The sequence below is a fragment of the Actinacidiphila yeochonensis CN732 genome (assembly GCF_000745345.1).
Lineage (GTDB): Bacteria > Actinomycetota > Actinomycetes > Streptomycetales > Streptomycetaceae > Actinacidiphila > Actinacidiphila yeochonensis.
Window position 1 is genome coordinate 104,614 of the sequence record NZ_JQNR01000003.1, and the last position, 14,067, is coordinate 118,680.

The 14,067-nt window shown below is 72.8% G+C and carries 13 protein-coding genes and 2 pseudogenes; 7 read left to right on the forward strand and 8 right to left on the reverse strand.

Annotated features, from left to right (window positions below):
- Positions 1–94: 94 nt before the first annotated feature.
- The 4 genes and pseudogenes from BS72_RS37650 to BS72_RS02190 all read left to right on the forward strand — a co-directional run.
- A pseudogene (locus BS72_RS37650) lies at positions 95–1,552 on the forward strand (ATP-binding protein); the annotation flags it as partial.
- A 38-nt stretch (positions 1,553–1,590) separates the two neighbouring features.
- Positions 1,591–1,866, forward strand: a pseudogene (locus tag BS72_RS39720) (response regulator); the annotation flags it as partial.
- Positions 1,867–1,884: 18 nt separating this feature from the next.
- Positions 1,885–2,289: a response regulator transcription factor gene (locus tag BS72_RS37655; protein WP_051950562.1), complete on the forward strand. Its 405-nt coding sequence runs from the start codon at positions 1,885–1,887 to the stop codon at positions 2,287–2,289.
- Positions 2,290–2,423: 134 nt separating this feature from the next.
- Positions 2,424–3,110, forward strand: a complete 687-nt coding sequence (locus BS72_RS02190) for a response regulator (RefSeq protein ID WP_037905934.1) — start codon at positions 2,424–2,426, stop codon at positions 3,108–3,110.
- A gap of 170 nt (positions 3,111–3,280) precedes the next feature.
- Here BS72_RS02190 and BS72_RS02195 read toward each other — a convergent pair whose 3' ends face one another.
- The 8 genes from BS72_RS02195 to BS72_RS02230 all read right to left on the reverse strand — a co-directional run bounded on the left by BS72_RS02195 (position 3,281) and on the right by BS72_RS02230 (position 10,173).
- Positions 3,281–3,622, reverse strand: a complete 342-nt coding sequence (locus BS72_RS02195) for a metal-sulfur cluster assembly factor (protein ID WP_037905935.1) — start codon at positions 3,620–3,622, stop codon at positions 3,281–3,283.
- The gene (gene sufU / locus BS72_RS02200) at positions 3,619–4,086 is read right to left on the reverse strand and encodes a Fe-S cluster assembly sulfur transfer protein SufU (RefSeq protein ID WP_037905937.1); all 468 of its coding nucleotides are present in this window, start codon (positions 4,084–4,086) and stop codon (positions 3,619–3,621) included. The genes BS72_RS02195 and sufU overlap by 4 nt, the downstream gene beginning before the upstream one ends.
- 12 nt (positions 4,087–4,098) lie before the next feature.
- Entirely contained in the window at positions 4,099–5,346 is a 1,248-nt protein-coding gene (locus BS72_RS02205; RefSeq protein WP_198545766.1) for a cysteine desulfurase, read from the reverse strand.
- A 26-nt stretch (positions 5,347–5,372) separates the two neighbouring features.
- Positions 5,373–6,137: a Fe-S cluster assembly ATPase SufC gene (gene sufC, locus BS72_RS02210; RefSeq protein WP_037905940.1), complete on the reverse strand. Its 765-nt coding sequence runs from the start codon at positions 6,135–6,137 to the stop codon at positions 5,373–5,375.
- Between the two features lie 7 nt (positions 6,138–6,144).
- Positions 6,145–6,477, reverse strand: coding sequence for a bifunctional 3-phenylpropionate/cinnamic acid dioxygenase ferredoxin subunit (locus tag BS72_RS02215; protein ID WP_037905942.1), 333 nt, complete (start codon positions 6,475–6,477; stop codon positions 6,145–6,147).
- The gene (gene sufD / locus BS72_RS02220; RefSeq protein WP_037905944.1) at positions 6,474–7,643 is read right to left on the reverse strand and encodes a Fe-S cluster assembly protein SufD; all 1,170 of its coding nucleotides are present in this window, start codon (positions 7,641–7,643) and stop codon (positions 6,474–6,476) included. Before sufD ends, BS72_RS02215 begins: the two co-directional genes overlap by 4 nt.
- A gap of 185 nt (positions 7,644–7,828) precedes the next feature.
- Entirely contained in the window at positions 7,829–9,262 is a 1,434-nt protein-coding gene (sufB, locus tag BS72_RS02225) for a Fe-S cluster assembly protein SufB (RefSeq protein WP_037905945.1), read from the reverse strand.
- On the reverse strand, positions 9,259–10,173 hold the full coding sequence (locus tag BS72_RS02230; protein ID WP_107498654.1) for a helix-turn-helix transcriptional regulator: 915 nt from the start codon (positions 10,171–10,173) through the stop codon (positions 9,259–9,261). Before BS72_RS02230 ends, sufB begins: the two co-directional genes overlap by 4 nt.
- A 278-nt stretch (positions 10,174–10,451) precedes the next feature.
- On the opposite strand from BS72_RS02230, the gene BS72_RS02235 reads away from it, so the two are divergent.
- The 3 genes from BS72_RS02235 to BS72_RS02245 all read left to right on the forward strand — a co-directional run bounded on the left by BS72_RS02235 (position 10,452) and on the right by BS72_RS02245 (position 14,020).
- Positions 10,452–11,378 carry an ABC transporter ATP-binding protein gene (locus BS72_RS02235; protein ID WP_037905947.1) on the forward strand — a complete coding sequence of 309 codons (927 nt, stop codon included), beginning with the start codon at positions 10,452–10,454 and terminating at the stop codon, positions 11,376–11,378.
- 127 nt (positions 11,379–11,505) lie between these two features.
- On the forward strand, positions 11,506–12,219 hold the full coding sequence (locus BS72_RS02240; protein WP_037905949.1) for an ABC transporter permease: 714 nt from the start codon (positions 11,506–11,508) through the stop codon (positions 12,217–12,219).
- Positions 12,220–12,340: 121 nt separating this feature from the next.
- Positions 12,341–14,020: an MFS transporter gene (locus BS72_RS02245; protein WP_078900952.1), complete on the forward strand. Its 1,680-nt coding sequence runs from the start codon at positions 12,341–12,343 to the stop codon at positions 14,018–14,020.
- The last annotated feature ends 47 nt before the right edge of the window (positions 14,021–14,067 follow it).

Genomic DNA, 14,067 nt, shown 5'->3' on the forward strand with positions numbered 1-14,067 from the left:
TGCTCCGGGCGACCCGGTGGAGACGATCTGGAGGCACCCGAGGATGACCGGTCCGTCCGTCCGGCGCGTGCGGGGAACCCTCGGCGCCGACACGATGCACCGCAACCTCGCCGGTGCGCTGGTGGCCCTGGCCTGCATGGCCGTGCTCACCGCGGCGATGCTGCCGCTGCGCGGCCACCTCAGCATCGCCACCACGGCCCTGGTGCTGGTCGTGCCGGTGGTCGTCGGCGTCACCAACGGCGGGTTCCTCGCCGGCGCCCTCAGCATCATGGGCGGCTTCCTCGTCTACGACTTCTTCTTCGTCCCGCCCTACCTGACCCTGGACGTCGGCGCGAGCGAGAACTGGACGGCGCTGGGCATCTACGCGGTGGTCATGCTGCCCGTCGCCCGGGTGGTGGCCGGCATGAACATCGCGCAGGCCGAGGCCCGGCAGCGCGGCCTGCAACTGCGCCGGCTGTTCGACCTGTCCACGCAGCTCGTCCAGGACCGGCCGCTGCCCGAGCTGCTCAGCGTCATCGTGACCACGCTGGCCGACATCCTCGAAGCCGGCCACGTCGCGCTGCTGCTGCCGGACGCCGACGACCGGCTCGGCGTGGCCGCCACCGCAGGCGCCGACCTCGCCCCGGCCGAGCTGCAGCGGCTCCAGCCGGCCCCCGGACAGGTCACCAACCTCGACCTGCTCTCCGCGCCCGCCGGCCCGGGGGAGCGCGGCGAGCCGGTGCGGCTGGCGCTGGTGGCGGCCGGACGCCCCATCGGCATGCTGGCGATCACCGGCGCCACCATCACCGAGCAGCAGCGGGAGCCGCTGCTGCTGTTCGCCAACCAGATCGCCCTGGCGGTGGAGCGGGCCCAGCTCCGCGACGAGGCGCTGCACGCCCGGCTCACCGAGGAGGTCGAGCACCTGGCGCGCACCCTGGTCGCCGCGGTCTCCCACGACCTGCGCAGCCCGCTGGCCTCGATCAAGGCGTCCTCCTCGGTGCTGGCCGACCCCGACCTGGCTCCGGCGCTGAGCGAGGACGCCCGCGCCGAGCTCGCCCAGCTCGTCGACACCCAGACCGACCGGCTCGCCGCCCTGGTCACCAACCTGCTCGACATGAGCCGGGTGCAGGCCGGCGTGCTGCGGCCGCGTACCAGCCTGACCACGGCGGACGACCTGGTCGCCACCGTCCTGCGGGACCTGCCCGTACCGGCGCCCCGGGAGATCGTCACCGACATCGCCGCGGACCTGCCGCTGCTCGACGTCGACACCGTGCTCATCGGCCGGGTGCTGACCAACCTGCTGGAGAACGCCGCCCGCTACGCCCCGCCCGGCACGGCCATCACCCTGCGCGCCCACCAGGAGAGCCCGGCCGCGGTGACCGTCTCGGTCACCGACCACGGCCCCGGCATCCCGGCGAACCGGCGGGAGGACGTCTTCGGCTTCTTCTTCCGCCGCGAGGCCGACAGCGGGACCGGCCTGGGGCTGGCCATCGCCAAGATCTTCGTCGAGGCCCACCAGCAGCGGATCTGGACCGACCAGACCCCCGGCGGCGGCGCCCGCTTCACCTTCACCCTGCCGGCCGCGGCCGGCCTGCCCGAGGAGAACAACCCGTGGCCACGGTCCTCATCGTCGACGACGACATCGCACTGCTCGCCGCCTGCCGAGTCGGCCTCGAAACCCTGGGCCACCAGGTCCGCACCGCCGAAACCGGCCATGGCGGCCTCTCCGCGGCCGCGGTCCACGCCCCCGACGCCGTCGTCCTCGACCTCGGCCTCCCCGACCTCGACGGGCTGGACGTCTGCACCCGCATCCGGGCCTGGACCGACCTCCCCATCATCATCCTGTCCGCCGACAGCTCCGAGGACCGCAAGGTCGAAGCCCTCGACAACGGAGCCGACGACTACATGACCAAGCCCTTCGGCATGCGGGAGCTCGACGCCCGCCTGCGCGTCGCGCTGCGCCACCACGCCGCCGACGACACCGCCGGCCAGCTCACCGAGCTCACCGCCGGCCCGCTCACCCTCGACCTGGTCCACTACCAGGCGACCTACCACGGCCAGCCGCTCGACCTCACGCTCAAGGAGTTCGACGTCCTGGCCTTCCTCGCCCGCCACGTCGGCAAGGTCTGCACCCGGCGGATGATCCTGGAGAACGTCTGGGGTCCCTCGTACGCCAACGAGACGCACTACCTCAAGGTCTACGCCTACCGAATACGGAAGAAGCTGCACGACGAGGCCGGCCAGTTCCTGCGGAACGACCCCTCCGTGGGCTACCTGCTCGCCGTGCCGCCCGCCGCCGCGGCCGACTGACGCCGCTTCCCAGCCGTAGCAGGGGCGCTGACCGCCCGGCCGGACGGAACCGGCCCCGGTGAGCCCGGGCCGGCCGCCAGGCCCGGCCACGACCGGACCGCCCGCGGACGCGCCCGCACACAAAGGACACCACCATGACCCGCATCCTGGTCGTCGACGACGAACCGCAGATGCTCAAGGCCCTGCAGATCGACCTTCGGGCCCGCAGCTACACGGTGGACACCGCGCCCGACGGCCGGCGAGCACTGCTCGAAGCCCTCAGGAACCCGCCCGACGCGGTGATCCTCGACCTCGGGCTGCCGCAGATCGACGGCCACCACGTGATCCGGGCCCTGCGCGCCTGGAGCGAGGTGCCGATCATCATCCTGTCGGGGCGGTCCGGCACCGACGAGAAGGTCGCCGCCTTCGACGCGGGGGCCGACGACTACGTCACCAAGCCCTTCGCGATGAACGAGCTCCTCGCCCGCCTGCGGGCCGCGCTGCGCCGCCCCTCAGCGGAGGCGCCCTCCCACCTGGAGGTGCGCTTCGGCGAGTGGACGGTCGACCTGAGCGACGCGGAGATCCGCCGCAGGGACGGCGGCGACGAGTCGGTGCAGCTCACGCCGACCGAATGGCGCATCCTCAACGTCATGCTCCGCCACCCCGGCAAGCTGGTGACCAGCCAGGAGATCCTGCGCCAGGTCTGGGGCCAGGGGCACGAGAAGAAGACCAACTACCTGCGCGTCTACTTCGCCGGCCTGCGGCGGAAGCTGGAGTCCAACCCCGCCACCCCCCGCCACCTGCAGACGGAGCCGGGAATGGGCTACCGCTTCGTCCCGTAGGACGGACCCGTAGGACGGACCGGGAGGCCGGACCGGGAGGCCGGACCGGCGGCCCCGCCGGCCAAAGGCCGCTGCCCGCCCCCGCTCGACGGCGGGGACGGGCAGCGGCCTTTGGCAACAGCCGGACGGGTCGTCCGGAACCGGCGCGGTGCGGCGCCGGGATGGAGCGGTCAGACGTTGAAGCCGAGTGCGCGCAGCTGCTCCCGGCCGTCGTCGGTGATCTTGTCCGGGCCCCACGGCGGCATCCAGACCCAGTTGATCTTCAGGTCGTTGACGATGCCCTCGGTCGCGGACCGGGCCTGCTCCTCGATGACGTCGGTGAGCGGGCAGGCCGCCGAGGTGAGCGTCATGTCGAGGGTGGCGACGTTGGACTCGTCGATGTGGATGCCGTAGATCAGGCCCAGGTTGACCACGTCGATGCCCAGCTCGGGGTCGACGACGTCGTAGAGGGCCTCCTTGACCTCCTCCTCGGAGGCCGGCGAGAGGGTGGCCTCAGCGGTGTTGTCGCTCATTCGGACTCCTTCGGTGCGGGAGCGCCGGACAGCGCCTGCGCCGTCGCGTCCTTCCACGCCATCCAGCTCAGCAGCGCGCACTTCACGCGCGCCGGGTACTTGGAGACGCCGGCGAACGCCACGGCGTCCTCCAGCACCTCCTCCATCTCGTCGTCGGGCTCCAGCTGGCCCTTGGACTGCATCAGCTCCAGGAACGCCTGCTGGATGCGCTGGGCCTCGCCCAGCTCCTTGCCGACCAGCAGCTCGTTCAGCACCGAGGCGCTGGCCTGGCTGATCGAGCAGCCCTGCCCCTCGTAGCTGACGTCGCCGACGACACCGCCGTCCAGCCTGACCCGCAGGGTGATCTCGTCCCCGCACGTCGGGTTGACGTGGTGCACCTCGGCCTGCCCGTCACGCAGCCCTCGGCCGTGCGGGTTCTTGTAGTGGTCCAGGATCACGTCCTGGTACATCGAGTCGAGCTTCACTGCGCCACCGCCTCAGCCGAAGAAGTTCCGGACCTGCTCCAGTCCCGCGGCCAGAGCGTCGACCTCGCCCGGGGTGGAGTACAGGTAGAACGACGCTCGCGTCGTCGCGGGAATTCCGTACCGCAGGCAGACCGGCCGCGCGCAGTGGTGGCCGACCCGCACCGCGATGCCCTGCTCGTCGAGGACCTGTCCCACGTCGTGCGGGTGGATGTCGCCGAGCGTGAAGGAGATCGCCGCGCCGCGGTCCTCGCTGGTGGCGGGGCCCACGATCCGCAGGTCCGGCACCTCGCGCAGCCGTTCCAGCGCGTACTCGGTGATCGCGTGCTCGTGCGCGGCGATCCGGTCCATGCCGATCGCGTTGAGGTAGTCCACCGCCACGCCCAGGCCGATCGCCTGCGAGATCGGCGGGGTGCCGGCCTCGAACTTGTGCGGCGCGGGCGCGTAGGTGGAGGAGTGCATCGAGACGGTCTCGATCATCTCGCCGCCGCCGAGGAAGGGCGGCAGGTCCTCCAGCAGCTCCTGCCGGCCCCACAGCACGCCGATGCCGGTCGGGCCGAGCATCTTGTGGCCGGTGAAGGCCACGAAGTCGGCGCCGAGCCGCTGCACGTCCAGCGCCATGTGCGGGGCCGCCTGCGAGGCGTCGATCATCACCAGGGCGCCGACCTCCTGGGCGCGGCGGACGATCGCCTCGACCGGGTTGAGGGTGCCCAGGATGTTGGAGACCAGCACGAAGGAGACGATCTTCGTCTTCTCCGTGATGACCTCGTCGATCGCCGACAGGTCCAGCCGGAAGTCGTCCGTCAGCCCGAACCACTTCAGCTTCGCGCCGGTGCGCTGCGCCAGCAGCTGCCACGGGACGATGTTGGAGTGGTGCTCCATCTCGGTGATGACGATCTCGGTGTCGCGGTCCACCCGGTAGGGCTCGTCGGCCCAACCGAGCATGTTGGCCACGAGGTTGATCGACTCCGACGCGTTCTTGGTGAAGATCACCTCGTCGCGGCTGGGCGCGTTGATGAAGGCCGCGACCTTGTCGCGGGCGCCTTCGTACAGCGCGGTGGCCTCCTCTGCGAGCACGTGGACGCCGCGGTGCACGTTGGCGTTGTGCTGCTCGTAGTACTCAGCGAGCGCGTCGAGCACCTGGCGCGGCGTCTGCGAGGTCGCCGCGTTGTCCAGGTACACCAGCTTCCGGTCGTCGTGGACCAGGCGGTCCAGTACGGGGAAGTCCTTGCGGATCGCGTCGGTGTCGAGGAGGCCGGACAGCACCCGGCCGGTCGACGAGGTCGGTGTCACGCGGAAGCGCCACCCTTCACGTAGGACTCGTAGCCCTCTTCCTCCAGCTTGTCGGCCAGCTCGGCGCCGCCGGACTCGGCGATCCGGCCCGCGGCGAAGACGTGCACGAAGTCGGGCTTGATGTAGCGCAGGATGCGCGTGTAGTGGGTGATCAGCAGGGTGCCGACCTCGCCGCCCTCGCGGACCCGGTTGACGCCCTCGGAGACGATCCGCAGGGCGTCCACGTCGAGGCCGGAGTCGGTCTCGTCCAGGATCGCGATGTGCGGCTTGAGCAGTTCGAGCTGGAGGATCTCGTGGCGCTTCTTCTCGCCGCCGGAGAAGCCCTCGTTGACGTTCCGCTCGGCGAAGGAGGAGTCCATCTGGAGCCGCTCCATCGCCTCCTTGACCTCCTTCACCCAGGTGCGCAGCTTCGGCGCCTCGCCGCGGATCGCGGTGGCGGAGGTGCGCAGGAAGTTGGAGACGGAGACGCCGGGCACCTCGACCGGGTACTGCATGGCGAGGAAGAGGCCGGCGCGGGCCCGCTCGTCGACGGACATCGCCAGGACGTCCTCGCCGTCGAGCGTGACGGTGCCGCCGGTCACGGTGTACTTGGGGTGACCGGCCAGGGAGTAGGCCAGGGTGGACTTGCCGGAGCCGTTGGGGCCCATGATGGCGTGGGTCTCGCCCTGCTTCACGGTCAGGTCGACGCCCTTGAGGATCTCCTTGGTGGAGTTGTCGGCGTCGACGGTGACGTGCAGGTCGCGGATTTCAAGCGTGGCCATGGGTGACTCAGGACTCCTGGGTGACGGAGACGAGCACGTCGTCCCCAACGATCTTGACGGGGTAAACGGGCACCGGCCGGGTGGCGGGCAGCCCGGACGGCTTTCCGGTGCGCAGGTCGAAGCTGGAGCCGTGCAGCCAGCACTCGATCTGGCAGTCCTCGACCTCGCCCTCGGAGAGCGAGACGTTGGCGTGCGAGCAGATGTCGTTGATGGCGAAGACCTCGCCCCCGGTGCGGACCACCGAGACGGGGACGCCGTCGACCTCGATCCGCTGCGGGGTGTCCTCGGCCAGCTCGCTGAGCGCGCAGGCGCGGACGAAGCCGTCGGTGGGCAGGCTCATGCGACCGCCGCCTCCAGCTCCGCGTCGATCTTCGCCATGAGCCGCTCCTCCAGGTCGGGCAGGCCGATCTGCTGGACCAGCTCGCCGAAGAAGCCGCGCACCACCAGGCGGCGCGCCTCCTCGGCCCGGATGCCGCGGCTCATCAGGTAGAAGAGCTGCTCGTCCTCGAACCGGCCGGTGGCCGAGGCGTGGCCGGCGCCGACGATCTCGCCGGTCTCGATCTCCAGGTTGGGCACGGAGTCGACACGGGCGCCGTCGGTGAGCACCAGGTTGCGGTTGAGCTCGTAGGTGTCGGTGCCCTCGGCCTCGGCGCGGATGAGCACGTCGCCGATCCACACCGCGTGCGCGTCCTGGCCCTGCAGCGCGCCCTTGTAGGCGACGTTGGAGCGGCAGTGCGGGGTGTCGTGGTCGATGAAGAGCCGGTGCTCCTGGTGCTGGCCGCGGTCGGTGAAGTACAGGCCGAACAGCTCGGCCTCGCCGCCGGGCGCGCCGTAGACCACGCGCGGGTGCAGCCGGACCAGGTCGCCGCCGAGGGTGACCACGACGGACTTGAAGCTCGCGTCCCGGCCGACCAGCGCGGTGTGCTGCGCGGCGTGCACGGCGGTGTCGTCCCAGTCCTGGACGGAGACCACGGTGAGCTTGGCGCCGTCGCCGATCAGGTACTCGACGTTGGCGGCGAGCGTGGTGGAGCCGGTGTGGTCGAGCACCACGACGGCCTCGGCGAACGCGCCGACCTCCACGACCTGGTGGCCGTAGGCGGTGCCGCCCTCGCCGTGCACGGCGATCCGCACCGGCTCGGTGAGCACGGCGTCCTTGGGGATGCTGACCACGGACGCCTTCTCGAAGGCGCTGAACGCCTGCGCCGCGACCCGGTCCACCGGCTTGCCGGCCTTGCCGACCCGCGGGTCGTCGCGGTCGACGGTCTGCACGGTGACGCCCTCGGGGGCGGTCACCTCGACCCGCAGGGACCCGGTGGCCTCGGCGGTGCCGTCGTGCAGGCCGCGCAGCCGCTCCAGCGGGGTGAAGCGCCACTCCTCCTCCCGGCCGTGCGGCACGGGGAAGTCCGCCACATCGTAGGAGGGTGCGGCGCTGACCCGGGCGTCGGTGGGCTGTCCCACCGTGATGGCACCCTCTGTGGTGGCGCCGGCGGGCGTGATCTCTGCCATCGCTAGTCGTGTTGCTTTCTGGTCGGCTGTTTCGGTACGTCGGGGGCGGCCGGTGCGGCCGCGGCCCGGTGGGCCGCGGCACCCGCTCCGGCCGGACGCCAGGGGCGGCCGGCCGGTCGCGGGCGTCGGCTCGGGGACGGAGCGGGGAGGGGGCGACGCGGCGGGGCCCGGAGGCCCCGGGGGCGTCAGCCCACCGCGCCCTCCATCTGGAGCTCGATCAGCCGGTTGAGCTCCAGCGCGTACTCCATCGGCAGCTCCTTGGCGATCGGCTCGACGAAGCCGCGCACGATCATCGCCATCGCCTCGAACTCCGTCATACCGCGGCTCATCAGGTAGAAGAGCTGGTCGTCGGAGACCTTGGAGACGGTGGCCTCGTGGCCCATCGAGACGTCGTCCTCGCGGACGTCGACGTACGGGTACGTGTCGGAGCGGGAGATGGTGTCGACCAGCAGCGCGTCGCAGAGCACGTTGGACTTCGCGCCCGGCGCGCCCTCGCCGATCTCGATCAGGCCGCGGTAGGAGGTGCGGCCGCCGCCCCGGGCCACCGACTTGGAGACGATGTTGGAGGAGGTGTTGGGCGCCATGTGGACCATCTTGGCGCCGGCGTCCTGGTGCTGGCCCTCGCCGGCGAAGGCGATGGAGAGCGTCTCGCCCTTGGCGTGCTCGCCCATCAGGTACACGGCGGGGTACTTCATGGTGACCTTGGAGCCGATGTTGCCGTCGATCCACTCCATGGTGGCGCCCTCGTAGGCGACGGCCCGCTTGGTGACCAGGTTGTAGACGTTGTTCGACCAGTTCTGGATCGTCGTGTAGCGGCAGCGGCCGCCCTTCTTCACGATGATCTCGACCACCGCGGAGTGCAGCGAGTCCGACTTGTAGATCGGCGCGGTGCAGCCCTCGACGTAGTGGACGTAGGCGTCCTCGTCGACGATGATCAGGGTCCGCTCGAACTGGCCCATGTTCTCGGTGTTGATCCGGAAGTACGCCTGGAGCGGGATCTCCACGTGCACGCCCTTGGGGACGTAGATGAAGGACCCGCCGGACCACACCGCCGTGTTCAGCGAGGCGAACTTGTTGTCGCCGGCCGGGATGACGGTGCCGAAGTACTCCTGGAACAGCTCCGGGTGCTCGCGCAGCGCGGTGTCGGTGTCCATGAAGATGACGCCCTGCTCCTCCAGGTCCTCGCGGATCTGGTGGTAGACGACCTCGGACTCGTACTGCGCCGCGACACCGGCGACCAGGCGCTGCTTCTCCGCCTCCGGGATGCCGAGCTTGTCGTAGGTGTTGCGGATGTCCTCCGGCAGGTCCTCCCAGCTCTCGGCCTGCTTCTCGGTGGACCGCACGAAGTACTTGATGTTGTCGAAGTCGATGCCGGTGAGGTCGGAGCCCCAGGTCGGCATGGGCTTCTTCTGGAAGAGCCGCAGCCCCTTCAGGCGCAGCTTCAGCATCCACTCGGGCTCGGACTTCTTGCCGGAGATGTCGCGGACGACGTCCTCGGACAGGCCGCGCTTGGCGGCGGCACCCGCGACGTCCGAGTCGGCCCAGCCGTACTCGTAGTTTCCGATGCCTTCGAGCTCCGGGTGCTGCTCCGGACGAGCGGTCTCCGTAGGAGCGGTCATGCGGGGTTCCTCCCGGACGTGCTTGCTGAGACGTGCTTGGGGTCGTGCTGCGGTTGGTACTGGGGGTCGTGCTGGGGGTGGTGCCGAGGCTCCTGCTGCGGCGCCCGCGCCGGGTGGCGCGTCCCGCCGCGGCCCGCGGGGTCCGTGGACTCCGCGGGCGCCGGTCCACCGGGCGGCGGCGCCGGGTGCGCGCGGGGGATGTACGTGGTGCACACCCCGTCGCCGTGCGCGATCGTCGCCAGCCGCTGGACGTGGGTGCCGAGCAGGGTCGAGAAGACCTCGGCCTCGGCCTCGCACAGCTGCGGGAACTGCTCGGCGGCGTGGGCCACCGGGCAGTGGTGCTGGCACAGCTGCTCGCCCTCGAAGCCCTTGGCTCCCGGGGCGGCCCCGGCCGGGGCGGGGGCGCTGCGCGCGCTTGCAGCGTACCCGTCGGCGGACAGTGCGCGGGCCAGGACCTTCGCCCGGTCCTCGGGGGCGGCTGCCTCGACCAGGGCGCGGTAGCGCTCGGCCTGGGCGGCGACCCGGGCGCGGGCGAACGCGGTCACCGCGGCCTCGCCCGACTCCCCGCCGCCGGCCGACTGCGCGATCCAGCGCAGGGCGTCGGCGGCGAGCTGGTCGTAGGACTGGTCGAACGCGTCGCGTCCGCAGTCGGTGAGGGCGAACACCTTGGCCGGACGGCCTCGGCCGCGGCTGCCGTAGACCCGCTGCTCGCGGGGCTCGACGATGTTCTCGGCCACCAGGGCGTCGAGGTGGCGGCGGACCGCCGCCTGGGTGAGGCCCAGCCGTTCGGCCAGGTCCGCGGCGGTGGAGGGCCCGTGGCCCAGGATGGAGCGGGCGACGCGGTTGCGGGTACGCCGCTCCCCGGTCGTCTGCTCCTCCGCTCCGATCGGAGCGCCGCCGACGTTTTTCACAATGCCATTGTTGCGTAATTCATCTCGCCCGGGCAAGCGGCGACAGTCGCCCCCGCGGTGGAATGCGTCACTTAGGGTTACCTCACCGCGGTCTCCGCGACGCGCCCGGCGAGCCTCCCGGCCGCGCCGCCCACCAGGCACGATACGCCCTGGCCAGCGGCGGCCGCGGCCCCCGGTCCCCTCCGCCGCGCACACCCCGGCGCCGCTCGCGTCCGCCGAGCGGCTCAGCCGCGGGGCCGCGGGGCCGAGGACCCGCACGGCTCCCTAGACTCGTCGGCATGCGAAACGAGCCCGCGGTCGAGCTGACCGGTCTGGTCAAGCGGTACGGGACCAAGGCCGCCGTGGACGGGCTGGACCTGCGGGTGGCCCGTGGCGGCGTGACCGCCGTGCTGGGCCCGAACGGCGCCGGCAAGACCACCACCGTCGAGATCTGCGAGGGCTACCGCCGCCCCGACGCCGGCACCGCCCGCGTCCTCGGGCTGGACCCGGCCGCGCGGAACGCCGCGCTGCGGCCCCGTATCGGGGTGATGCTCCAGTCCGGCGGCGTCTACCCCGGCGCCCGCGCCGAGGAGATGCTGCGGCACGCGGCGGCCCTGCACGCCCATCCGGTCGACCCCGGCCTGCTGATCGAGCGGCTCGGGCTCGGGTCCTGCGGCCGCACCCCCTACCGGCGGCTGTCCGGCGGGCAGCAGCAGCGGCTCGCGCTGGCCATGGCCGTGGTCGGCCGCCCCGAGCTGGTCTTCCTCGACGAGCCCACCGCCGGCCTCGACCCGCAGGCCCGCCACGCCACCTGGGACCTGGTCCGGGATCTGCGCGCGGACGGCGTCACCGTCGTGCTCACCACCCACTTCATGGAGGAGGCCGAGCAGCTCGCGGACGACGTCGTGATCATCGACGCCGGCCGCGCGGTCGCCTCCGGCACCCCCGAGGAGCTGTGCCGGGGCGGCGCGGAGAACACCCTGCGCTTCTCCGGCCGCCCCGGCCTCGACCTCGCCTCACTGCTCAAGGCGCTGCCCGACGGGAGCCGCGCCACCGAGCCCTCCGCCGGCTCCTACCGCGTCGAGGGCACCATCGACCCGCAGCTGCTGGCCACCGTCACCTCCTGGTGCGCCCAGCACGGCGTCATGCCGGACCGCCTCGCGGTGGAGCGGCGCACCCTGGAGGACGTCTTCTTGGAACTGACCGGCAGGGAGCTGCGCGCATGAGCCCGTCGACACCGCCCTCCACCCCGGCGCCGTCCCCGCCGCTGTCCCGGCGCAGGCCCCGGCCGGCCGGCCGGCCGCCGCGCCCGGCCCGTTCGCCCCGGCGCCGGGCGGGGCGCCGCTGCCGCGGATGATCCGCGCGCAGGCCCTGCTGGAGACCCGGATGCTGCTGCGCAACGGCGAGCAGCTGCTGCTGACGGTGATCATCCCGGCACTGCTGCTGGCCCTGTTCAGCAGCGTCGACATCGTGGACACCGGCGCCGGCAAGTCGGTGGACTTCCTCGCCCCGGGCGTGCTGGCCCTGGCCGTGCTCTCCACCGCGTTCACCGGCCAGGCCATCGCCACCGGCTTCGAACGCCGCTACGGGGTGCTCAAGCGGCTCGGCGCCTCGCCGCTGCCGCGCTGGGCGCTGATGACGGCGAAGACCTGCGCGGTGCTGGCCACCGAGGTGCTGCAGAGCGCGCTGCTGGTGGCCATCGCCTTCGCGCTGGGCTGGTCGCCGCACGGCGACCCGGCCGCCGTGGTGCTGCTGATGCTGCTGGGCACCGCCGCCTTCTCCGGGCTCGGCCTGCTCATGGCCGGCACCCTCAAGGCCGAGGCCACCCTGGCCGCCGCGAACCTGGTCTTCCTGCTGCTGCTGGTCGGCGGCGGGGTGATCGTGCCGCTGGACAAGTTCGGCGGCGGGCAGCACGTGCTGCGGCTGCTGCCCGTCTCCGCGCTCTCCGACGGCCTGCGCTCGGTGCTCCAGCACGGCGCCGGGATGCCGTGGGGCGACCTGGGCATCCTCGCGGTCTGGTCGGTCCTCGGCCTCGGCGCGGCAGCCCGCTTCTTCCGCTGGGAGTAGCCGCCCCGGATCTGCCTCCCGCCGGGCCCGGCGGCGGCTGGGGACGGTATCTTCCCAGGTGACACGCGGTCTCCGCGCCGCGCGGGGGTCCGCGAGGCGGCCGCGGGGGAGGGAGCCCGCCATGGCCGCGCCACCGCAGTCCCCAGGGACGGAGGGGTCCGAGCCCCGGTCCGCCGACGGCAGGAGCGGCCCCGCCGGCAGCGGCCCGACGGCCGGGGGCCAGGACGGCGGCGGGTCGTCCTGGGCGCCCCTGCGGCTGCGGACCTTCCGGTCGCTGTGGCTGGCCCAGCTCGGGTCGAACGTCGGCACCTGGATGCAGACCGTCGGCGCCCAGTGGATGCTCGTCCACCAGCCGAACGCGCCCACGCTGACCTCGCTGGTGCAGGCGGCCTCGCTGCTGCCCGTGCTCTTCCTGTCGCTGCCCGCCGGGGTGCTCGCCGACGTGCTCGACCGGCGCCGCCTGCTGATCTGGCTGTCCGTCGGGATGACGGCGGTCAGCGCGGCGCTGGCCGCCCTGACCGCCGCCGGGCTGACCACCCCCTCGGTCCTCATCGCGCTGGTCTTCCTCCTGGGCTGCGGCAGCGCGCTGACGGGCCCCGGCTGGCAGGCGGTGCAGCCCGAACTCGTCCCGCGCGGGCAGATCCCCGCGGCCGCGGCGCTCGGCAGCCTCAACGTGAACCTCGCCCGCGCCGTCGGCCCGGCCCTCGCCGGCGTCATCGTCGCCGTCACCGGCCCCGACGTGGTCTTCGCCATCAACGCGGTGTCGTTCCTCGGCGTGGTCGGCGCCCTGACGGCCTGGCACCGCGCCGACCCGCGCGGCGCGGGGGCCCCGGAGCGTATCCGTCCCGCCCTGGCGGCCGGCACCCGCTACGTCCGCAACGCGCCCGGAGTGCGGCGGCTGCTGCTGCGCGCCGGGCTGTTCGTCGTCCCCGCCTCCGCCCTGTGGGGCCTGCTGCCGGTGGTCTCCTCCACCCGGCTCGGCCTCGGCGCGGGCGGGTACGGACTGCTGCTGGGCGCTCTGGGACTGGGCGCGATCGCCGGCGCCGTCACCGTCAAGCGCGTCCGGGCGGCGGTGGGCCGCAACCTCCTGCTCGCCCTCAGCGGCTGCGCCTTCGCCGCCGGCAGCGCGGCCGCGGCCCTGGTGACGCAGCCGGTCGTGGTGGCGGTCCTCCTCGTGCTGACCGGCGTCGGCTGGCTGTACGCGCTGTCCACGCTCAACACCACCCTCCAGCTGGCCCTGCCGGCGTGGGTGCGCGCCCGGGGGTTGGCCGTCTACCTGATGGTCTTCATGGGCGGCCAGGGGGTGGGCACCCTGCTGTGGGGCCTGCTGGCCCAGGCGGCCGGCATCCGGCCGACGCTGCTGGCCGCGACCGCGCTGCTGCTGCTCTCCTCGCTGTCCCTGGCGCTCTGGCCGGTGCACGCCCGGACCGGCACCCTCGAACGGGACGCGGTGGCGCCCTGGCCCGAGCCGATGCTGGCCTTCGACGAGGAGCCGGGGGGCGGCCCCGTGCTGGTCGAGATCGACTACGAGGTGGCCGCCGACCGCACCGCCGACTTCCGCGCGGCGATGGCGGCCCTGTCCGTCTCCCGCCGCCGCACCGGCGCCGTCCACTGGTCCCTCTACCGCGACGCGGAGCGCGAGAACGTCTGGGTCGAGATCTTCGAGGTCCCCTCGTGGCAGGAGCACCTGCTCCAGCACGACGGCCGGCTGACCGGGTACGACGCCGAGCTGGTGGAGCGCGCCCGGTCGCTGGCGGCGGGCGAACCCCGCGTGCGCCACCTGGTGGCGCCGGCGGCGTGAACCGCCGCGGTCCGGGGACGGCGGTCAGCCCGCCGCGCCGCCACGGG